General features: G+C 32.7%; 22 protein-coding genes and 1 pseudogene. 14 read left to right on the top strand and 9 right to left on the bottom strand.

Annotated features, from left to right (window positions below):
* Positions 1–11: 11 nt before the first annotated feature.
* The 5 genes from ACIQ2J_RS06035 (at position 12) to ACIQ2J_RS06015 (ending at position 4,601) form a co-directional block, all read left to right on the top strand.
* Positions 12–488, top strand: a complete 477-nt coding sequence (locus tag ACIQ2J_RS06035; protein ID WP_396167509.1) for a hypothetical protein — start codon at positions 12–14, stop codon at positions 486–488.
* Complete coding sequence (locus ACIQ2J_RS06030; RefSeq protein ID WP_396167508.1) at positions 481–1,083, top strand: hypothetical protein; 603 nt, start codon at positions 481–483, stop codon at positions 1,081–1,083. The genes ACIQ2J_RS06035 and ACIQ2J_RS06030 overlap by 8 nt, the downstream gene beginning before the upstream one ends.
* Positions 1,083–2,708 carry a T9SS type A sorting domain-containing protein gene (locus ACIQ2J_RS06025; protein WP_396167507.1) on the top strand — a complete coding sequence of 542 codons (1,626 nt, stop codon included), beginning with the start codon at positions 1,083–1,085 and terminating at the stop codon, positions 2,706–2,708. The genes ACIQ2J_RS06030 and ACIQ2J_RS06025 overlap by 1 nt, the downstream gene beginning before the upstream one ends.
* A gap of 176 nt (positions 2,709–2,884) precedes the next feature.
* Positions 2,885–3,445 carry an RNA polymerase sigma factor gene (locus ACIQ2J_RS06020; RefSeq protein WP_396167506.1) on the top strand — a complete coding sequence of 187 codons (561 nt, stop codon included), beginning with the start codon at positions 2,885–2,887 and terminating at the stop codon, positions 3,443–3,445.
* Positions 3,446–3,776: 331 nt separating this feature from the next.
* The gene (locus ACIQ2J_RS06015) at positions 3,777–4,601 is read left to right on the top strand and encodes a KilA-N domain-containing protein (RefSeq protein ID WP_396167505.1); all 825 of its coding nucleotides are present in this window, start codon (positions 3,777–3,779) and stop codon (positions 4,599–4,601) included.
* A gap of 160 nt (positions 4,602–4,761) precedes the next feature.
* Here ACIQ2J_RS06015 and ACIQ2J_RS06010 read toward each other — a convergent pair.
* The 9 genes and pseudogenes from ACIQ2J_RS06010 to ACIQ2J_RS05970 all read right to left on the bottom strand — a co-directional run.
* Positions 4,762–4,839, bottom strand: a pseudogene (locus ACIQ2J_RS06010) (type II toxin-antitoxin system YoeB family toxin); the annotation flags it as partial.
* A gap of 116 nt (positions 4,840–4,955) precedes the next feature.
* On the bottom strand, positions 4,956–5,192 hold the full coding sequence (locus ACIQ2J_RS06005) for a DUF2683 family protein (RefSeq protein WP_396167504.1): 237 nt from the start codon (positions 5,190–5,192) through the stop codon (positions 4,956–4,958).
* A 52-nt stretch (positions 5,193–5,244) separates the two neighbouring features.
* Positions 5,245–6,477: an ATP-dependent Clp protease ATP-binding subunit ClpX gene (gene clpX / locus ACIQ2J_RS06000; RefSeq protein ID WP_396167503.1), complete on the bottom strand. Its 1,233-nt coding sequence runs from the start codon at positions 6,475–6,477 to the stop codon at positions 5,245–5,247.
* Positions 6,478–6,555: 78 nt separating this feature from the next.
* A complete protein-coding gene (clpP, locus tag ACIQ2J_RS05995; protein WP_396167502.1) occupies positions 6,556–7,257 on the bottom strand; it encodes an ATP-dependent Clp endopeptidase proteolytic subunit ClpP in 702 nt (233 codons plus the stop codon).
* A gap of 316 nt (positions 7,258–7,573) precedes the next feature.
* Positions 7,574–8,296 (bottom strand): Fic family protein, encoded by a 723-nt coding sequence (locus ACIQ2J_RS05990; protein ID WP_396167501.1) that lies wholly within the window; start codon positions 8,294–8,296, stop codon positions 7,574–7,576.
* Positions 8,297–8,549: 253 nt separating this feature from the next.
* Entirely contained in the window at positions 8,550–9,875 is a 1,326-nt protein-coding gene (locus ACIQ2J_RS05985) for a trigger factor (RefSeq protein WP_396167500.1), read from the bottom strand.
* An 83-nt stretch (positions 9,876–9,958) separates the two neighbouring features.
* Entirely contained in the window at positions 9,959–10,306 is a 348-nt protein-coding gene (locus ACIQ2J_RS05980; RefSeq protein WP_396167498.1) for a phage holin family protein, read from the bottom strand.
* A 27-nt stretch (positions 10,307–10,333) separates the two neighbouring features.
* Positions 10,334–11,095 carry an alpha/beta fold hydrolase gene (locus tag ACIQ2J_RS05975; RefSeq protein ID WP_396167497.1) on the bottom strand — a complete coding sequence of 254 codons (762 nt, stop codon included), beginning with the start codon at positions 11,093–11,095 and terminating at the stop codon, positions 10,334–10,336.
* A gap of 126 nt (positions 11,096–11,221) precedes the next feature.
* Positions 11,222–11,938, bottom strand: coding sequence for a pyridoxine 5'-phosphate synthase (locus ACIQ2J_RS05970; protein WP_396167496.1), 717 nt, complete (start codon positions 11,936–11,938; stop codon positions 11,222–11,224).
* A 162-nt stretch (positions 11,939–12,100) separates the two neighbouring features.
* Between ACIQ2J_RS05970 and ACIQ2J_RS05965 the strand changes: the two genes are divergently transcribed.
* From ACIQ2J_RS05965 to ACIQ2J_RS05925, 9 genes are all read left to right on the top strand, one after another.
* The gene (locus ACIQ2J_RS05965; protein WP_396167495.1) at positions 12,101–12,760 is read left to right on the top strand and encodes an acetoin utilization protein acuB; all 660 of its coding nucleotides are present in this window, start codon (positions 12,101–12,103) and stop codon (positions 12,758–12,760) included.
* Between the two features lie 20 nt (positions 12,761–12,780).
* Complete coding sequence (locus ACIQ2J_RS05960; RefSeq protein WP_396167493.1) at positions 12,781–13,665, top strand: NAD kinase; 885 nt, start codon at positions 12,781–12,783, stop codon at positions 13,663–13,665.
* A gap of 166 nt (positions 13,666–13,831) precedes the next feature.
* Positions 13,832–14,512, top strand: coding sequence for a DUF6089 family protein (locus ACIQ2J_RS05955; protein WP_396167492.1), 681 nt, complete (start codon positions 13,832–13,834; stop codon positions 14,510–14,512).
* Between the two features lie 3 nt (positions 14,513–14,515).
* Positions 14,516–15,262 carry an isoprenyl transferase gene (locus ACIQ2J_RS05950; RefSeq protein WP_396167491.1) on the top strand — a complete coding sequence of 249 codons (747 nt, stop codon included), beginning with the start codon at positions 14,516–14,518 and terminating at the stop codon, positions 15,260–15,262.
* Positions 15,189–17,951 carry an outer membrane protein assembly factor BamA gene (gene bamA, locus ACIQ2J_RS05945; RefSeq protein ID WP_396167490.1) on the top strand — a complete coding sequence of 921 codons (2,763 nt, stop codon included), beginning with the start codon at positions 15,189–15,191 and terminating at the stop codon, positions 17,949–17,951. The genes ACIQ2J_RS05950 and bamA overlap by 74 nt, the downstream gene beginning before the upstream one ends.
* 33 nt (positions 17,952–17,984) lie before the next feature.
* A complete protein-coding gene (locus tag ACIQ2J_RS05940; RefSeq protein ID WP_396167489.1) occupies positions 17,985–19,001 on the top strand; it encodes an OmpH family outer membrane protein in 1,017 nt (338 codons plus the stop codon).
* Between the two features lie 35 nt (positions 19,002–19,036).
* Positions 19,037–19,540 (top strand): OmpH family outer membrane protein, encoded by a 504-nt coding sequence (locus ACIQ2J_RS05935; RefSeq protein WP_396167488.1) that lies wholly within the window; start codon positions 19,037–19,039, stop codon positions 19,538–19,540.
* A gap of 68 nt (positions 19,541–19,608) precedes the next feature.
* Positions 19,609–20,388, top strand: coding sequence for a glutamate racemase (murI, locus tag ACIQ2J_RS05930; protein ID WP_396167487.1), 780 nt, complete (start codon positions 19,609–19,611; stop codon positions 20,386–20,388).
* Positions 20,389–20,456: 68 nt separating this feature from the next.
* A complete protein-coding gene (locus ACIQ2J_RS05925) occupies positions 20,457–21,320 on the top strand; it encodes a pseudouridine synthase (protein ID WP_396167486.1) in 864 nt (287 codons plus the stop codon).
* Positions 21,321–21,343: the final 23 nt, after the last annotated feature.

The raw sequence follows: 21,343 nt of genomic DNA, 5'->3' as shown, positions 1-21,343 counted from the left end.
TAAAAAAACAAATGAAAGATAAAATCAACAACGCTCTTGCCAATTATTTAATAGCACTACAAGAACTACGAAATTTAGGAGTTTTACCTAACTCTAAAGATTTTACCTCACAACTAGGAGAATGGATTGTAGAAGAAATATACCAAGGTAAAAGAGCAGAAAACGGCATTCAAAAATATTGGGATGTAGGTTGTTCTTTAGGAAAAATACAAGTAAAAACTCACGCCAAAGGAGATAAAACATCAGCTCGTTGGTCTAATATCAAGAAAATAGAAACCAAAGAAATAGATCATGTTGTAATAATCGTTTTTAACAAAAACTATGAACTGCAGGAGTTTTATAATGCCCCTTGGGCCCATGTATTTTCAAACATTAGAAAACACAGTGATGCCGATAGGATTTTTTGGGATGATTTGAAAGATTACAAGATTCCAATTAACGAACTGAAACAACACAGATCATTAGAAATATTCTTAAAAGATGAATAAAAAAGGGAAATACATAACAAGGATAACCCCAAATGAAAATAATTGGGAAAAGCCATCAGGGATTAATGGAAAATGTTGTGGCACAAATAAGTATCCGCTATATGAATATGAAGCAGGTTTTGGTTGGGAAGAATGGTTGTTCAATAAAGAGAATTGCAAAAATGATTATCAATATGGATTTTTAGAATGTTTTAATAAAATGAATTTTGGTGAAGAAAAAATTTACCAAGAAGTATATTTATATACCAGAAATTGTGTAATAAATCCAAAAGTTGGTTCATCTTTTCTAATTGCTAAAATCAACAATCTAATAAAATTAAGTAGCGAAGAGGCATTTATAATTAATACTGCTTTTAAAGACAAAATTGCAAGAATGAGAACAGAATGCCAAAACAATGAAAAATACTTTGATCTAGGGCCTTGTCGGTTTATTTTTAATGTAAAATTTAAAATAAATGAGGTAAAATGGTTAGAGAATATAGTTCCAATTAATCCAAAAAACAAACGTTTTCAAATAATTGAATTAGATGAAAAAAATCCCAATCATATAGATATTATTAATAAAGTAAACCAAGTAACAAAAAATAATCAATAATGAAAAAAAAAATATTCCTTTTAGTTTTTTATTTGCCATTAATAATGAATGGCCAAACTCCATCTATTCAACTTTCTAAATGTCTAGGCTCTCCGCAAGGTAATGATATTGGGACTAGCATATTACAAACAAATGATGGAGGCTACGTTGTTGCATGCACAACTGGTTATTATTCACCTCAATCTATCCCTCCTGTTAATGGGGAAAACGGGGATATTACAGGAGAAAACGGCAATGGTTTTCGTATTTTTAGATTAGGGGCTACAGGGAATATAGTATGGCAAACCTATGTAAACGGCACACACAATGGTAGCCCTGCCACAAGTGTTTTAACATCTATGGTAGCAACTAATGATGGATCTTATATTGTAATGGGGACTTCCGATGCAAATGGCTGGGGATTGGGTAGTTATTGGTCAGCAATTGCATTGGCAAAAATTAGTTCAAATGGAAATATTATATGGAAAAAAATGTGTACTGTAGAATATAATGGTTGTGAACTTAATGCCAGTTCTATAAAAAATACTAGTGATGGAGGATATATTATAACTGGTCGGGCTTCACATGGAACCGTTGATAATGGACAATATTTTTTAATAAAACTTGATTCAAATGGAAATAATGTATGGTTTAACAACAATTTAGGGAGTTATCAATATGATACAGCAAGTGATGTAATTCAATGTCCTGATGGAGGATATTTAATAAGCGGATTTAATGTTCACCCTGAATATGGGGGTTATTTAAACTATGTATTTACTCCAAAAGGAGGACAAGATATTTGGGTTGTAAAAGTTGATTCACTAGGAAACTATATTTGGTCAAAAAACTATGGCGGTTCAGGAACTGAATGGCCAGGAAAATTGTTAAAAACTTTGGATGGTGGATATTTAATAACTGGAACTACAGATTCAAATAATTTAGATGTAAGTAATAATCATGGTGGGATGGATATTTGGATAGTAAAAATAAATTCAATTGGAGATATACTATGGCAAAAAACTTATGGGGGAACTAATGATGATTCTATAAGTGACATATTTCAATCAAATGATGGTAATTATGTTTTTTCTTCAAGTACAAAGTCTAATAATGGAGATGTTCTATTCAATCATGGAAATAATAAATCAGATTCCTGGCTTGTTAAAATAGACCAAACAGGTATGATAATATGGCAGAAAACAATTGGAGGTACTGGAACTGACGACCCAAACTCAATAATACAAACAATTGACGGAGGTTATGCATTAACTGGAAGTACGAATTCAACTGACGGAGATATAATAGGTTATCATAGTCTATATCAAACCCCCCTTGATATCTATATTATTAAACTTAGCCAAGATAATTTATCTAATAACATATTTAGTAATCAAGATAAAATTTCAATTTACCCAAACCCCGCCAACGACCATATTACTATAGATTGTGGCACGCTTGCTAATGTAAGTGGTTGGAACCTTAAAATCACCAATATTCTTGGTCAGGAGGTATTTAATCAACCTATGAATACCCAACAATATGTTGTTCCTCTAAACACCTGGACGGGTCAAGGCATTTATTTTGTGAAAATCTACGATGCCCAAGGCACTTTAGTAAATACTAAGAAAATACTATTGCAATAGTTTTAGTTAGCATTCCTTTAAAGCCACAGATTCGTTTGTGGCTTTAACGTTTAAATGCCAAAACCCAACGTTAACTAATCGGGATAAACTAGTACGAATAAGTTACTTACTTTTGATAAATAATCTTAAAAAAGAGTCCCAACTCTAGAAAAAACAAACCTATTAATAGCAGTATTTTGCATAATCCACGAACCTTAACAACTACTTCTTTAAATCCTTTTTGCAAAGGAGAAAACCAAGTGTTGGCAAATTTCTATAACGTATTGGTGCCAGAATTATTTCTTGTGGCCTACCGCTATGTAAAATCGGAGGCAGAAGCAGAAGATGTTGTAGCAGATTGTTTTGAAAAGTTGCTAAAAATGCCCAACGAAATAAGAAGGCAAAAATTTATTGACAATAAAATCAATCTAAAAGCCTTGCTTTTCATTATGGTGAGAAACCAAAGTTTGGATGTGCTAAAATTAAAAAAGAACCGATTACGAATTCTTGAGGGAATTAAAATTAATTTGCCAAAAGTAGCAACCAACGATTCTAAAAAAACTCTTTCTAAAGATAATTTTAATAGTTTACTCCATTGCCTTTCGAAGAAAGAAAAAATAGTATTAACCTCGGTTATGGAGGGCTTTACTAAAGAAGAAATAGCTATTCAAATGGGGCTTTCCGAAAAAACGATTTCCAACTTACTTACTAATGCCCGAAAAAAAGTGAAACTATCTTGGGTGAAATTTATGGTGTAATACTGTTTTTAAATCAACAATATTTCCTGCAAGGTATTTTTTAGACCTTGTAGATATGTTATTTTATACCTACAAGGTCTAAAAAAGACCTTGCAGGAATTTACAAACTCGAGTTATGTGTTTAATACAAAATTGAAAAGGAACCTAAAATGGCAACTTCAAAAATATTTGAGCTCATGGAATTATTTACGAAGCCAATTCCAATCGTTTCAATAAATTTTTAATTGTCTATTTTTTAATTTTTTTCATCCCAAAAAATTTAAAATTGGTGCTTTTTTTTGTAACTTTATTATAAGTTGTTAAAATTAAAACCAAATAGTATTTGTAACTCATGGCAATAAACAAGAAAATAAACGTTCAAGGGATTGAGGTCGTAGTTTATAAAACCAATGAAGAAGATTTCCTTTCACTTACAGATATTGCACGCTATAAAGATGCAAACAATACAGATGACATAATCAAAAACTGGTTAAGGAATAGAAATACGGTCGAATTACTTGGCTATTGGGAGATGATGTACAATCCTAATTTTAAACCCGTCGAATTCGACGGGTTTAGAAAGCAAGCTGGACTAAATAGTTTTGTATTAACTCCAAAAAAGTGGATAGAAACTACAAATGCTATTGGTATTGTTTCTAAATCTGGTAGGTATGGCGGGACATTTGCACATAAAGACATTGCTTTCGAGTTTGCCTCTTGGATTTCAATTGAGTTCAAATTATATATTATAAAAGAGTTTCAACGATTAAAAACCGAAGAAAACAGTCGGCTTCAATTAGAATGGAACTTGCAACGAACCATTTCAAAAATCAATTATCAAATTCATACGGATGCCATCAAAGAGACTTTGATTCCAAAAGAAATTACCAAACAACAAGCAAGTTGGATTTATGCCAATGAAGCCGATTTATTAAATGTAGCATTATTTGGAAAAACAGCCAAAGAATGGAGAGAAGCAAATCCAGATAAAAATGGAACTATACGAGACGACGCTAGTTTAGAACAATTGGTGATTTTAAGCAATATTGAAAGTATCAATGCTTTATTAATTCAGCAAAAATTATCTCAATCGGATCGATTGTTGCAATTAAATAAAGTGGCTATATCTCAAATGAAATCTTTGATTGAAAACAGTGCTATGAAAAGACTGAAATAACCAAAAAAGTTGTTTTAATTAGAATAAAATATTTAAAAAAAAAAGCTCAAAAACACGCGTTTTTGAGCTTTATTTGGTTTTTTAATGAGTTTGAAATATGTAATTATTCATAATGACCCGTAGCAGAAATTACAAATACCGTTACAACATCTTCTTCTACTTAATAAATCAATCGGTCTTTTTGGTTAATTCGTCTAGACCAATATCCAGAAAGCTCCCTTTTCAACGCTTCAGGATTTCCTGTTCCGCTTTAAGGTGTTTCGGCTAATTCCGCTAGAATTTTTTCAATCTTAACTATAGTAGATTTATTGCCCGATTTAAAATGTTTGGCAATATGTAATTCGGCCAATTTTTCTATTTTAATCCTAAACTTTCCCATAAATTACTTGGGTCTATAGTTTTATAATCTCCTCTTGCTTCTGCTTCTTTAACCATAGAAACAAATTCTGGATTGTAGGGACTTTTATTTTTTGTAATTGTTGCCTTTTTAATTTTAGTTTCCGATACAACTTCTACAAATGAAAACGTCTTAACCAATTCCAAAAATGCTTTGGCTTGCTTGCTATTTTCTTTTACTTTTAAAGTTACCATATTCCTATTTTTTTAAATTACAACTGCACAAAAACAATTCCAAAAATTACACCTACGAAGCCAATTCCAATCGTTTCAATAAATTTTTATTTAACGTATGCTCGGCATAGTCTTTATCAATTTCTAGCGTTGTTTCGTCGGAACTTGGAAGTTCATACATAGCATCTGTTAGGATGGCCTCGCATAACGAACGCAATCCACGAGCGCCTAGTTTATATTCTAAAGCTTTGTCCACGATATAATCCAAAGCACCGTTGGTGATGGTAAACGTTACATCGTCCATCAAAAACAACTTTTCGTATTGCTTGATTAACGCATTTTTAGGCTCGGTTAAAATAGAACGTAACGTTTCTCTATCTAACGGATCCATGTGGGTTAATACGGGCAAACGACCTATAATTTCTGGAATCAATCCAAAATCTTTGATGTCTTTTGGGATGATGTATTGCAACAAATTGTCTTTATCAATATTATCTACATTTCTAGAAGTTGCATATCCAACAGCGGTTCTATTCAATCGTTTGGAAATGATTCTTTCAATTCCGTCAAAAGCGCCACCTGCAATGAAAAGGATATTTTGTGTATTTACCTCAACAAATTTTTGGTCGGGGTGTTTTCTACCTCCTTTAGGCGGCACATTCACCACGGTTCCTTCCAGTAATTTCAACAAGGCTTGTTGCACTCCTTCGCCAGAAACATCACGAGTTATAGAAGGATTGTCGCTTTTACGAGCAATTTTATCTATTTCGTCAATAAATACAATACCGCGTTCGGCTTTAGCCACATCATAATCGGCGGCTTGAAGTAAACGGGTTAAAATACTTTCTACATCTTCTCCTACATATCCTGCTTCGGTTAAAACAGTAGCATCTACAATTGCCAACGGAACGTCTAGCATTCGAGCAATAGTTTTAGCAACCAAAGTTTTTCCGGTTCCGGTTTGTCCTACCATAATGATGTTGGATTTTTCAATCTCTACCTCTTCGTGGTGTTGCTGTTGCATTAATCGTTTGTAGTGGTTGTAAACCGCCACCGACATTACTTTTTTGGTTTGGTCTTGCCCAATAACATACTGGTCTAAAAATGCTCGGATTTCTTTTGGCTTACGCAAAATTAAATCCGACGGGATTTTTACATTCGAATTGGTTTTCAATTCTTCCAGAATAATGCCATGCGCTTGCTCAATACATTTATCACATATATGAGCGTCAATACCAGCAATCAATAAATTGGTTTCTGGTTTTTTTCTTCCACAGAAGGAACATTCTAATTTTTCTTTTGCCATTATTTTTAGTTGGAAGATGGGAGTTGGAAGTTAGAAGAGGAGAACTCCCCTGCTTCTAACTTCCAACTTCCAACTTAATTATCTTCTCAATACCTCATCAATCATTCCGTATTCTTTTGCTTCGTCGGCAATCATCCAATAATCACGTTCGGAGTCGGTGTGGACTTTATCGAATGTTTGACCAGAATGATGGGAGATTATTTTATATAATTCGTCTTTTAGTTTTAGCATTTCACGTAGGTTGATTTCCATATCGGTTGCAACTCCTTGTGCGCCACCAGATGGTTGGTGAATCATTACACGAGAATGTGGCAAAGCCGAACGTTTTCCTGGAGCTCCAGCACATAACAAAACAGCACCCATAGAGGCTGCCATTCCAGTACAAATAGTTGCTACGTCTGGCTTGATGTATTGCATGGTGTCGTAAATTCCTAATCCTGCATAGACGCTACCGCCTGGTGAGTTTAGGTAAATTTGAATGTCTTTAGAAGCATCGGCACTTTCTAAAAACAATAATTGTGCTTGCACGATATTTGCAATTTGATCGTCAATTCCGGTTCCTAGAAAGATGATTCTGTCCATCATTAAACGAGAGAAAACGTCAAGTTGTGAAATATTCAATTGGCGTTCTTCGATGATGTAAGGAGTCATGTTTGTTGGGGTCATTGCGCCAACAATTTTGTCATAATACATTGCGTTTACTCCTTGGTGTTTGGTCGCAAATTTTTTAAATTGCTTCGCCTGTTCGAGCATAGCTCTTGGGTCTTTTCCGTAGTTCATTTTAAAAAGTTTATGAGTTTATAAGTGTAGAAGTTTAGCTTCTATTGTGTTTTTATTTGTAATGCAAAGGTCGTACCTTTTATTTTTATGTGACAAACTGTCTTGATGAAATTTATTATTTTGTTACTAACTTTCAATTATTGCCTACAGCCTTAGCCCAGATAGAAGTGGAAAGCTTTTTGCAGTTGAAAACCAATTTTTGTTGTTGCAAAAAAGCGACCGCAGGAAGCTCTTTTTGCGACTTACAAAAATGGTTTGAAACAAAAAAACTTGTAACGGATAGCTGGATTGGCTTATAAAGATACTGAATTTCTAACTATATAGTTCCATAAAAGTAATCTACCCAAATTTGGTAGGTATCTTGTGCCGACAGACAAGTATCTATCAAATATTCTTTTGTTTTTTCAAATTCTTGTAATCCACGATAATAAAATTGTTTATGCTCGTTATCGATAATAAAAGGAATACAATTATTTCTTAAACATTCTCGAAATAGTAGTAATCTTCCTACTCTACCATTTCCGTCTTGAAAAGGATGGATTTTTTCAAAACGATAATGGTATTCTACAATATTTTCAAATTGTATTTGAGGAATTGCATTGTACCATTGGTTGAGTTTATTCATTTCCAATTCAACATTTTGCGGAAGCGTTGTACTGGTTCCGCCAACTTCATTAGGTAGTTTCTTCCAGTCACCAACATGAAACCATTCTTTAGTAGCATCAGACGTGCCTGTTTTAAGAATTTGATGGATTTTTTTTATTATGGTATTCGATAATTGTTCTTCAACGACATCTATAATATAATCAAATGCTATAAAGTGATTGGATGTTTCTATAATATCATCAACTGATATCGCTTCTTCTTCTTTAAATCCAATAGTTCGAGTTTCAAAAATATATCGGGTCTGTTCTTCGGTAAGTCGGCTTCCTTCTATTCTGTTGGAATTGTATGCTAGATTAATTTGCGTTTTATGATATAAACCTCCCTTTCGCTTGGTGCTCTTTTCATCCTTTAAAAATAATAATAAATCTTTCATTGATAAAATTTCTGTGATTGAAAACACTTTGCAAACTTGCAAAAAACCAAAGATAATTGTTTTTTTATACCAAATCAAATTATAAAATAGTTTAGTTGTTTTATCCTCACCCCAACCCTCTCCAAAGGAGAGGGAGAAAGATTGGATTATTTTATAATTACTTTTGGTATTAATTATAATTTAAAAGTGCCAAAAAAAAAGCCCAAAAAACAGTTTTGGTTTTTTGGGCAAATTTATATTTTGAAAATACTATTTATTCGTTGTACATTGCTGCAACAAATTGCTCATAAGTAACCTCTTTAGTCGTTGGGTTGGCTTTTTCTTTGAATAATTGTAGCATTTTTTCAGCCACAACTTGCTCCGAAAGTTTTTTAACCTCGTCTTGATTGGAAAGTACACGAGCAACGATGCTTTCTACTTCGGCATCGGTTGGGTTAGCTTGACCGTATTGCGCCATTTGCTGACGAATAGTTGCAGATGTAAATTGTTTCAAATCTTCGAAATTGATTTGGATGTTGCTTTGAGCCAATGCTTTTCCTTCGATTAATTGAAAACGCAATCCTTTTTCAGAACGATTGTATTCAACTTCGGCTTCTTCTGGAGTAAGTTTTTTCTCACCAACAGTTTGTAACCATTTAACAAGAAATTCTTTTGGCAAATCAAATTTATGGGTTTCAATTAAGAAATCTTGAACGTCTGCCATTAATTTTTGCTCGGATTGTGTACCAAAATGTTTTTCAGCGTCTTCTTTGATTTTTGCTTTAAGGTCTTCCACAGAAGTTACTACTCCGGCTCCAAAAAGTTTGTCAAATAATTCTTGGTTCAATTCTGCTAATTCATGAGCCACAACTTCGTCAATAGTGAATGTTACTTCAACGTCTAAATCATGTACATCGTCATGAGAAACGTTTAAATAATCCATTAATTTATGAGTGTCGTGAAACAAACCTTTGGTATTCATAGTCACTATATCCCCAACTTTTTTACCGATGAAGGATTTAGCCAATTTAGGATCGGCCAATTCTTCTAGTTCTATTGTAGTTCTGTTGTTAATTCCTGCTTCTTCGTTTACAAAAGTTCCAGAAACGTCATTCCCTTTCGCTACTTCTAGTTGCGAAATGATTTTTCCGTATTGTTTTTGGATTCTTGCAATTTGTGCGTCTAACATAGCGTCATCAGCAACAATTTGGTATTTTACTACATTGCTTTTAGCATCTAAATCGATTTCAAATTCGGGAGCAAGACCAATTTCGTATTCGAAAACTAAGTCTTCGTCTGCCCAAGAAAAGTTTTCGTTTTCTTTAGGAAGTGGCGTTCCAAGAAGGTTCAATCTTTCAGATTGTAAGTAACGTTCCAAAGCTAAAGTAACTACTTTATTTACTTCTTCTACTTTTATAGCTGCTCCGTATTGTTTTTCTACTAATGCTTTAGGCACTGCTCCTTTACGGAATCCTTTTACGGTTGCCAATGGCATTTTTTCGTTGATTCTTTTTGCTACTTGCCCTTTGTAATCCATGTGTGGAACGGTAAGTACAATTACTTCATTTACTGCATTTAATGCAACTCTTTTAATATCCATCTTGGTAATAATTTACATAATAAAATTGGGTTGCAAAATTATAACATTTTTGCAACCCAACCAAGTTTTTATTGTGCTGATTTTTATTTGCTTTCGCCCGAAAGTTTATATACCAATGATTGGGATAAGGATAGGATAATACTGAAGAACAGCGCACCGAAAAAACCATCTACTTTAAACCCATCTACAAGTTTTGCGCATAAAGCTATAATTGCAGCATTGATTACTAAAAGAAATAATCCTAAAGTAAAAACGGTTAAAGGAAAGGTAAATAAGACAAATATGGGTTTTACAAAAACATTTAATAATCCTAAAACGATTGCAACAATAATAGCTGAATTTAAGCCGTCAACATGCGCTATGCTCGGAAAAAAATAGGAAATCACCATTACCAATATTGAGGTAACTAGTATTCTAAAAAGTAAATTCATAATGAATTGAGATTAAAAATGGAATGTTTATTTCAAAAAACGTGCCGTTTCCTCAAAAAATAATTTTGGGTTTTCGGCATGTAGCCAATGTCCTACATTTGGAATTGTTGCTAATTCAAAGTTAGGAAAATGTTTTTTAATTTCTGACACATCACTGTCTAAAATATAATTGGAATTTCCTCCCCGAAGGAATAAGGTTGGTTTTTCAAACACGGCTCCTTCGGGCAAAGCGATTCCGATAATTTCGATTTTAGCATTAAAAACGGGTAAATTAAATCGGAATGCGAGTTGCCCAGGCTCTTTCCAAAACAAACTTTTCATTAAAAATTGGCGGGTGCCAAAATCTGGAATATAAGGATATAAGGTTTCTTCTACAGAAGTTCGATCTGGTTTTGCAGAGAAATCTACCGCATTCAATCCAGCCAAAATATCTTGGTGGTGCGGCGCATAATATTTAGGACCAATATCGGCAACAATTAATTTATCTACCATTTCGGGATGGTTGGTTGCAAATACCATGGCTATCTTCCCTCCCATGGAATGTCCAATAATAGAAACTTTTTCTAAGTTATTTGCTTGACAATAGTCTAAAATATCTTGCGCCATGATGTCATAGGAAAAATCCTCCGAATGGAAACTTTTTCCGTGGTTTCTTAAATCGAGCATATGCACTTGGAAACCCTCTGCAGCATAAAGGGCTCCGAAAGTTTTCCAGTTGTCGGACATTCCTAAAAATCCGTGAAGTATTAAAAGAGGTTTGCCTTGGCCTTCTATTCTGGAGTGTAACATTATAATTAATTTTTTTACACGAATTTCACTGATTTTCACTAATCTAATTGGTGGGTAAATTTCACTAATTTGTGAAAATATCCTTTTCTTAGAATATGTGCAAATTCGTGAAATTCGTGTCTATTTTTATTTGAGTTTTTGCAAATACATATTCACCACATTATCTAAACCAAGATACAATGCCTCGGAAATTAATGCGTGTCCAATAGAAACTTCTAATAAACTTGGGATGTTTTCTTTGAAAAATTTAATATTATCCAAACTCAAATCGTGCCCAGCGTTGATTCCTAAATTCAAATCATTTGCTAAAATGGCCGCTTTGGTGTAAGGTTCAATTCCTTTAAGATTTCCTAATCCGTATTGGTGTGCAAATTCTTCAGTATACAATTCAATTCTATCGGCTCCGGTGGCTTTTGCACCTTCAATCATTTCTAAAATTGGATCCACAAATATGGAAGTTCGGATACCGTTTCTTTGAAATTCTTGAATAACTTCGGTTAAATAAGATTGATGTTTAATGGTATCCCAACCTGCAGAAGAGGTAATTGCACCAATTGCATCAGGAACTAATGTCACTTGCGTTGGCTTACATTCTAAAACCAAATCGATGAAATTATGCTGTGGATTTCCTTCAATATTAAATTCGGTGTACACAATAGACTTTAAATCTCTAGCATCTTGGTAACGCACATGTCGTTCATCAGGACGCGGATGGATGGTAATTCCTTGTGCACCAAATTTTTGGATGTCTTTGGCTACTTGCAATAAATCGGGAACATTACCGCCACGAGCATTTCGCAAAGTGGCTATTTTATTTATATTTACGCTTAATGTAGTACTCATTTTTTTGTTTTTTAGCCTCCGATTCACAGATTGAAATTTTAAAAGACTTATAAAAATCTGTGAATCTGTGGCTATTAATAATTTTCTACAAAAATACAAAGTTAAAATAAGGTTTTATGTTCAAAAATTTGATTATTTTGCAACGAATATAGAATATTTGTTATGACTGAAATTTCCGATTATATCACCAACGACTACAAAGCTATTGATAGTCAGGAAACTATTGCCGAGGTTCAGAATTTTTTTGAAGAAGTTACCTTCTCCCATTTTTCAGTTTTAAACGAAGGTATTTATATAGGATGCATTGCTTCGGATGATGTGGAAACGTTTGATGATGATAAAAAAGTAGACGATTATAAATACACTCTAGAAGGTTTTTTTGCAAGAAAAAATATGATTTGGCTGGATGTTTTAGAAGTTTTTGCCAAAAACCATTCGAATATTGTTCCCGTTTTAGGGGAGGATAATGCGTATTTGGGCTATTATGAATTGGAAGATATCGTGAAATTTTTTCATGAAACGCCATTTTTAAAAGAACAAGGAGCCGTAATTGTGGTGGAGAAAAATGCCGTTGATTATTCAATGGGGCAAATCACGCAAATTGTAGAAAGTAATAATGGTAAACTACTTGGATTATTTATTTCAGATGCTTCCGCAGAAAAAATAGAAGTAACTATTAAAATTGCAATGGGTTCTACGAATGAAATTATTCAAACCTTTAGACGCTACAATTACGAAATAGTCTCAGAACACAACGAAGATAATTACATCAACAACTTAAGAGAACGATCGGAATATTTAGAAAAATATTTGAATATTTAAGAAGCATAAAACCTCAGAAAATGAAAATAGCCATCTTTGGTCAATACTATCAAAACGACACCCGACCTATTATTAGGGACATCTTTGTTTTTTTTAATGCAAATGATGTGGAATTGGTTATTGAAGAGAACTTTTTAAATATTTTATACAAAGAAGAAATTCTAAAAAGAGAGTATAAAACATTCAATAGTCACGATTGTATAAACAGTAGTTTTGACATAATGGTTAGTATTGGGGGAGACGGAACTATATTGAGAGCAGCAACTTACGTTAGAGATTCGGGAGTTCCTATTATCGGAATAAATGCTGGGAGATTGGGTTTTTTAGCGAAAGTACAAAAGGAAAACATTGAACCTTTCTTGCAATTGGTTTTAGAAAAAAAATATACTATTTCTAAAAGAACACTTTTAAGTTTGGAGTGTTTCCCTAAAAACGAACAAATAGAAGAACTCAATTTTGCGATGAACGAAATAAGCGTTAGCAGAAAAGACACCACTTCAATGATTACTATTGATACAGCGCTAAACGACGAACATTTGAATTCCTATTGGGCAGATGGATTAATTATTTCAACACCTACAGGTTCTACTGGATATTCCTTGAGTTGTGGTGGCCCTGTCTTAACACCCGAAGTAAAAGTACTTGTTATTACGCCAATAGCGCCCCATAATTTAAATGCTAGACCCTTAGTGATTTCGGATGAAACTAAAATAACACTTCAGGTTTCTGGGAGAGAAGACCAATATTTAGTATCGTTGGATTCTAGAATTGCAACTTTAGATAATAATTCAGTTTTAACGATTACCAAAACGCCGTTTCAAATCAATATGGTTGAAATTCCAGAGGAAACTTTCTTGAAAACATTGCGAAATAAACTCCTTTGGGGGGAAGACAAAAGAAATTAAGTTCTTTTTTATACTACACCTTTCAATTTTTCGTTAAATAACTATTCCTATATAAATGAATTGTATAGAAAAGTTTAATCCTGTAAAATTTAATTTGTTATAAATACCAATATCATGTAATATTAGTTGCTATAATTGTTATATTTGCACGCTATTTTTTTGATTGATGAAAAGATTTTTTTTAATTGTTTTTATTTTGGGTTTATCAAAGTTAACAGCTCAAATTCATGAGGTTGGAATTTTTCTTGGTGGCAGCAATTATATTGGTGATGTAGGCAAAACAAATTATGTTGCGCCTAACGAAGCTGCCTTTGGAATACTTTACAAATGGAATAAAAGCCCTAGACATGCTTGGAGGATTTCCTATACACAATCTAAAATCACAGCAAATGATTTAAATTCGGATGTTCCTGGACGGTATAAAAGAGGTTATAATTTTGAAAATAATATTAAAGAAATATCCGCAGGATTAGAGTTTAATTATTTTGACTTTAATTTGCACGAATTCGGACTAAAAGTAACACCGTACCTATTTACAGGATTGTGTTATACAAATTACGATGAATTATATGTATTGAATGGAATGACCAAAAAAGATATAAATCATGGTACCTTTGCAATACCAATGATAGTTGGAGTAAAATCGAACATCACTCCATCTCTAATTTTAGGGTTTGAGGTGGGAAGTAGATATACGATGACGGATAATTTAGACGGAAGTCTACCAAAAAATAAAAATTTAGAGCCCTTAAAGTTTGGGAATATTACTAGCAAGGATTGGTATGTTTTTAGTGGATTTACCCTAACCTATACATTCGGACAAAAACCCTGCTATTGCGCACAATAAATTATGAGCTTACTAGAATCAATAAATACCGACAACTTACCTAAACATCTAGCAATAATAATGGATGGGAATGGTCGATGGGCAAAAAAACAGGGTTTATTAAGAACACTAGGTCATAATAAAGGTACAAAAACTGTAAATAAAATAGTCAAAACTTGTGCTAAACTTGGAATAGAGAATTTAACACTTTATGCTTTTTCTAGTGAAAACTGGAACAGACCTAAATTAGAAGTAGATACCCTGATGAAAATTTTGGTAAATTCTCTAAAGAAAGAACTAATAACACTTCAAGAAAATAATATCCGATTAAATTCCATTGGAAATCTATCAAAATTACCAAATGCCATACTTAAGGAACTTCAAGATGTTATTGAAAAAACAAAAAACAACACCCGAATGACCTTAACATTAGCTTTAAGCTATGGTTCTCGTGAAGAATTATTAAATGTTGTTAAAAACATTAGCGATAAAGTTAAAAATAATATAATTTCGATAGACACTATTGATGAATCAATTATTAATCAGCATCTTTACACACACAATCTGCCGGATGTAGATTTATTAATTAGAACAAGTGGCGAACACCGAATAAGTAATTTTTTGCTTTGGCAAATAGCCTATGCAGAATTATTTTTTACCGATGTATTGTGGCCTGATTTTACAGAAGAACATTTATATGAAGCCATTATTAGCTATCAAAAAAGAGAACGAAGATTTGGAAAAACAAGTGAACAAATTAAACAAACATAAAGTGCTAAAAAATTATACTAATACATTTATAACACTTTTATTTTTAGGAGTTGTTTTTTCCTCTTTTGCACAAGACAAGGTACCTTTTGACCAAGGAAAGAAGTATATTTTGGCTAACGTTAATGTTATTGGAAAAATAAGCTATAATCAACAAACTGTAGTGACCTTTGCTGGTTTAGAAAAAGGACAAAACATTACAGTTCCAGGAGAAGAAGTTAGTAATGCAATAAAAAAATTAGGAAAGCTTGGACTTTTCAGTGATATCGACTTTTACGTAAATGAAACTAAAGGAGATAGCATTTATTTAGACTTAGAAATAACAGAGTTACCTAAATTAAAAGAGGTGAAATTTACAGGTGTTAAGAAAAATAAAGTTGAAGAATTAATAAAAGAAAACTCTTTAACCAAAGGAAAAATTGTAAATGAAAATTTACTTACCACTACCAAAATATACTTAGAAAATAAATACAAAAAAGACGGATATTTCAATACCAAAGTTAATATAAGAACTATTGCCGATTCTACTAACAATGGAGTTAATATGCTTGTTAACATTGACAAGGGAGATAAAATAAAAATACATCAAATAGCTTTTGAAGGAAACGAACAGTTTTCAGATAAAAAACTTCGAAAAGCGATGAAAAACACTAAGCAAATCAACCCTATTCGAATACTAAAAGCATCCAAATTCATCCAAAAGAAATACGATGAAGATTTAGTAAAAATAGCGGATTCCTACAAAGAAAAAGGATATAGAGATGCAAGAATAGTATCGGATTCCGTATGGTTAGACCCCAAAAAAAATAAACTTGATATTACTATTAAAGTAGAAGAAGGACATAAATACTATTTTGGGAATATCAAATTTTTAGGAAATTCAATTTACTCTGATCAATTATTAAACAACATTCTTGGTATCAAAAAAGGGGATGTTTATAATGGGGTTATGTTAGAAAAAAGAATTGCTGACAAATCGAAGCCGGATGGTGAAGACATTACAAATTTATATCAAAATAATGGATACTTATTTTCAACTATCAATGCAGTAGAAGTTAAAACTATTAACGATTCAATTGATTTTGAAATTCGTGTAAACGAAGGTCCAATAGCTTACTTTAACAAAATTACGGTAGTCGGTAACGACAAGACCAATGATAAAGTTATTTACAGAGAATTAAGAACCAAACCAGGTGAAAAATACAGCAAAGAAGATTTAGTAAGAACTATTCGTGAAATTGGACAATTAGGATTTTTTGATCCAGAAGCTATCGATCCGAAATTTAAAAATGTGGATCCAACTGCGGGAACAGTAGATATTGAATACAATTTGGTTGAAAAAGGATCTAGCCAAATAGAACTTCAAGGAGGTTATGGAGGCGGTGGTTTTATTGGAACTTTAGGTCTGTCTTTCAATAATTTCTCGATGAAAAACATCTTCAAAAAAGAATCTTATCACCCACTTCCTATGGGAGACGGACAAAAAGTTTCTTTAAGATTACAAGCAAGTACCTTTTTTAGAACCTATAGTTTATCCTTTTCTGAGCCGTGGTTTGGAGGAAAAAAACCTGTAAGTTTCTCAACTTCTATATCCCAAAGTAAGCAATATTTATATTCTGGATCCTATAATAGTATTGACAAAAGCAAAAGTTTTAATATTACTTCCTTTTCTATTGGAATAGCAAAAAGACTAACGGTGCCAGATGATTATTTTGTTTTGTCTACAGCACTAAGTTTTCAACATTATGATCTTCACAATTACAATACCGGATTATTTACTTTCGGAAATGGTTCTTCTAAAAACTTTGCTTTCAACATTGGTTTAACTAGAAATAGTAAAGGAATAAACCCAGTATTCCCTACAAAAGGTTCTGAATTTAGTATTTCTACTAAATTTACACTTCCTTATTCTTCTTTAAATAAAGTAGATTATGGCAATTTACAATACCAAGACGAGTACAAAAAAACCTATGAATCTTCCTCAATTGTCGATCAAAACTTTGGTGCTGATGGTGTTTTTATACATGAAGGAGATTATATAAAAACTGCAACAGTAGTGAACCCTCAAGGACAAACTGTAACCGGAATTGTTAGAACAGATATTCCTTCAGAAGCCGATGTTAACATAGCTAAAGTGGATCAAAAAAGATTCAACTGGCTAGAATATTATAAGGTTAAACTTAAAATAGATTGGTATAGCAAATTATTTGGTAGTGATCAACATGCACTAGTATTGCGTACTTTAGGAGAATTTGGATATCTTGGCGCTTACAATTCTGCTAGAGGGGTTGTTCCATTTGAAAGATATTTCCTTGGTGGAGATGGCTTAGCTAATTATGCTTTAGATGGTAGAGAAGTAATTCAATTAAGAGGATATCCTAACCAATCTTTGTCGTCTACTTCAGGAGGAACTATCTACAATAAATTCTCTTTAGAACTAAGATACCCACTAACCTTGAAAGCTGCTGCATCAATATATGGATTAACTTTTGTTGAAGCTGGAGCTGCCTACAACAATTTTCAGGAATATAATCCGTTCTTATTACAAAGGTCTGCTGGATTTGGTATTCGAATATTTATGCCTGCCTTCGGATTATTAGGAATTGACTTTGCCCACGGCTTTGACCCAGTTCCAGGATCAACTGTTAAAAGTGGATGGCAAACACATTTTATTATTGGTCAACAATTTTAGTATATTTGCTTAACATTTATAAAATATTACATTATGAAAAAATATATTTTATTAGTTTTGGTGTCTACATTATTAATTACTAATAATGTTAAAGGACAAGCACGCGGAATAAAAATTGGGTATATTGATATGGAGTATATTTTGGAAAAAGTTCCAAACTATGCGGAAGCAAAAAACCAATTGGAACAAAAAGCCGAAAAATGGAAACAAGAAATGGAGGTTAAAAAAAGTGATATTTCTAAACTGAAAGAAGCTTTAAAAACCGAAAAAGTATTATTAACCAAAGAACTAATTGAAGAAAGAGAATCTGAAATTAGTTTTCAGGAAAATGAATTAACCGAATACCAACAGAAAAAGTTTGGTCCAAATGGTGAATTAATTGTTCAGAAAGCGGTTTTAGTAAAACCTATTCAAGATCAAGTTTTTAATGCTGTTCAAGATATTGCTGAGGCAAAAAAATACGATTTTATTTTAGATAAATCTTCTGATTTAACAATGCTTTTTGCAGCTAAAAAACACGATTTAAGTGAGCGTGTTATTCTAGTGCTTACCCGTTCTGAAAAAAGAGAGCAAATGTCTAAAAAACAACAAAAGCTTGAAGAAGAAAGAGAAAAGAAACAAGACATGTTAGATGACAATCCAGAAATGTCTGAAAAAATGAAAATTGCGGAAGAAAGAAAAGCAGCCCGACTAAAAATGGTGGAAGATAAAAAACTTGCTGCAGAAGAAAAAAGAGCAGAAGCAGAAGCTAAGCGTAAACAAATACTAGAAGATAACTTGGCGAAAAGAAATGGAAAAGTTTCTGATAAGAATACTCCAGACTCCAACAAGACTAGTACTGATACTCCAAAAGAAAACACTACTACATCCAATACTGTTGCAGAGGAAAAGAAAGCTGCGGCAGCAGAAGCTAGAAGGATATCTTTAGAGGAACGACAAAAAGTAATTGAAGATAGGAAAAAAGCAGCAGAAGAAAAAAGATTAAAAACCATTACCGACAGAGAAGCTGCTAAAAAGGCAAAAGAAGACGCTAAAAACAATAAACCCTAATAAATTAAAACAATAATTAAATTAAAACTAAGAAGATGAAACAAATTAAAACCTTTTTAATAGCTGCTATAGCTTTACTTGGATTTCAAACTATTAACGCTCAGGTACCTGCTAAAACTGCTCATGTAGATGTTAATGAAATAATGATGAAAATGCCTGCTGTTATAGATGCCCAAGCGCAATTGAAAAAATTAAGTGATACCTATACTGTAGAATACAAAACAATGGTAGACGAATACCAAGGAAAATTAAAAAAATACGATGCTGAAGCTAGCACAGTAACTGATGCCGTGAACCAAACTCGTCAACAAGAAGTTCAAGACATGCAAAAAAGAATAGGCGATTATCAAGAAACAGCTCAAAAAGATTTACAAAAGAAAGAGTCTGACTTGATGAAACCTATTACAGATAAAGTAAAAACATCTATTCAAAAAGTTGGTAAAGCTAAAGGATACCAATATGTAATTAATGCTGCTGACCTTTTGCTTGCTGATGGTCCAGACTTAACTGCTGACGTTAAAAAAGATTTAGGATTTTAATCTAATTCAAAATCAAAAAAACTTAAACTGCTCCATTTATTTGAGCAGTTTTTTTTTACATTTGTTTTATGACAAACAATAATCCTATCGGGCTTTTTGATTCAGGCATTGGGGGCACTTCTATTTGGAAAGAAATTCACCAATTGCTACCAAATGAAGATACAATTTATTTAGCAGATAGTAAAAATGCTCCTTATGGTCAAAAATCAAAAGAGGAGATTATTTATCTTAGTTGTAAGAACACCGAATTTTTATTGGAACAGAACTGCAAACTAATTGTAGTTGCTTGTAATACGGCAACAACCAATGCCATTAAAGAATTGCGAACTAAATACAAAATTCCATTTATTGGCATTGAACCTGCCATAAAACCTGCTGCATTGCATTCTAAAACCCAAAAAATAGGAATTCTTGCTACAAAAGGAACCCTAAATAGTGAATTGTTTTACAAAAATGTAGAACAATATCAAGACATTCAAATAATAGAACAAATTGGCTACGGCTTAGTAGAATTGATTGAAAATGGGCAAATTAATTCGATAGAAATGAATCAATTATTGCATAAATATCTTACGCCAATGATTCAGTCCAATATTGATTATCTGGTTCTTGGGTGTAGTCATTACCCCTATTTAATTCCTCAAATAAAAAAAATACTGCCTGAAAACATTTCTATTATTGATTCGGGTGAAGCAGTAGCAAAACAAACCAAAAAAATCCTTGAAGAATCCGTTGGATTAAAAGAAAACACAAATCCGAGTAAATGCCTTTTTTATACCAACTCAAATTCCGATGTACTATCGGGAATTCTTGAAAACAAGTATCCAATTATTGCCAAAGATTTCTAAAAACCCGTGCTTCATAATATTAACCATAGTTACGCCCAAAAAGAGTATCTTTGCAAAAATTAAAAAGCATGAATAATTCCAATAAAAAACGACCGGGACCAAGCAAACCTTCTGCAGATAGAAAAAAATCTACTTCTGCATCTAAACCAGCTATGGATAAACGTTCTCAAAACAGAAAGCCTGTCGTTAAAAAAGAATCGCCAAATACTCCAAAACCAATAAAATCGGATGAAATTCGATTGAATAAATACATTGCAAATTCAGGTGCTTGTTCGCGTCGTGATGCCGATATTTATATACAATCGGGGAATGTAAAAGTAAATGGCATTCCAGTTACCGAAATGGGTTACAAAATTAAACCTGGAGATGTTGTAAACTTTGATGGCGCTACCTTAATGCCCGAAAGAAAAGAATATTTTGTATTAAACAAACCTAAAAACTTCACCACTTCGTTAGAAGAATTAGAACATAGAAATGTGTTGGAGCTTATAAAAGGGGCTTCCACTTCTAATTTATTTCCTGTGGGAAGAATGGATAAAAACACAACAGGCCTATTGATGTTTACTAATGATACCGATATTATTAGAAAATTTGGTTTGCCAAATCAAAAATCTCCTAAAATTTATCAAGTTACTTTAGATAAAAATCTAAAATTTGAAGATTTAGAAAAAATAAATACTGGTGTCACTTTGGACGGACATCGTTTATTTGTAGACGATATCAGCTACATTGAAAACGAACCAAAAAATGAAATTGGTATTAAATTAAGAACTCCAAATGTAAAAGTAGTTCGAGCAATTTTTGAAAATTTCAAATACACCGTTATTAAAGTAGATCGCGTTTCTTTTGCAGGATTAACCAAGAAAAACCTTCCAAGAGGGAATTGGAGGCCACTAACTGAGCAAGAAATTATTAATATCAAAAACATATAACCACGCACCCGCGTGGTTTTTTA

Source organism: Flavobacterium sp., from assembly GCF_044357305.1.
Taxonomy (GTDB): domain Bacteria; phylum Bacteroidota; class Bacteroidia; order Flavobacteriales; family Flavobacteriaceae; genus Flavobacterium.
The sequence above is the reverse complement of the archived record's forward strand: the minus strand, read 5'-3'. Positions and strand labels throughout refer to the sequence as shown.